Genomic DNA, 687 nt, shown 5'->3' with positions numbered 1-687 from the left:
TCCCAACACCGTTTCCGTGTGGATCTCTCAAGGATCCATTCATTGTGAGACGTTCGGATTCGGACCGCCTCACAACATAGCTTAGGATATTTGGCAGAGCGGGGAAGGGCGAGGCGCCGGAATTTCCTGGCGCCTCTTCAAGTTTTTAGCGCTCCAGGCGGCTTTTAGCGCTCGAGGCACATGGCGACGCCCATGCCGCCGCCGATGCACAGGGTCGCAAGGCCCTTCTTGGCGTTGCGCCGGCCCATCTCGTGCAACAGGGTCACGAGCACGCGCCCGCCCGACGCGCCGATGGGGTGACCGATGGCGATGGCGCCGCCGTTCACGTTCACGATGGACGGATCCCAGCCCATGTCCTTGTTGACCGCGAGCGCCTGAGCCGCGAAGGCCTCGTTGGCCTCCACGAGTTCGAGATCGGACACTTTCCACCCGGCCTTTTCCAGCGCCTTGCGCGAGGACGGGATCGGACCCGTGCCCATGATGGCCGGGTCGACGCCGGCGGTCGCCCAGGAGGCGATGCGGGCGAGCGGGGTCAGGCCGCGCTTCTCGGCCTCGGCTTCCGTCATCAGCACGATGGCGGCCGCGCCGTCATTGATGCCCGAGGCATTGCCGGCGGTGACCGTGCCTTCCTTCGAGAAGGCAGGGCGCAGCTTGGCGAGAGACTCGATGGTGGTGCCGGCGCGGATG

At 65.9% G+C, this 687-nt stretch carries 1 protein-coding gene; it reads right to left on the bottom strand.

Annotated elements, in window-relative coordinates:
• Positions 1–164: 164 nt before the first annotated feature.
• A partial coding sequence (locus FS320_RS44605) for an acetyl-CoA C-acyltransferase (RefSeq protein WP_152718805.1) occupies positions 165–687 on the bottom strand: 523 nt, incomplete at its 5' end.

The organism is Microvirga tunisiensis, assembly GCF_009296175.1.
GTDB classification, from domain to species: domain Bacteria; phylum Pseudomonadota; class Alphaproteobacteria; order Rhizobiales; family Beijerinckiaceae; genus Microvirga; species Microvirga tunisiensis.
The sequence above is the reverse complement of the archived record's forward strand: the minus strand, read 5'-3'. Positions and strand labels throughout refer to the sequence as shown.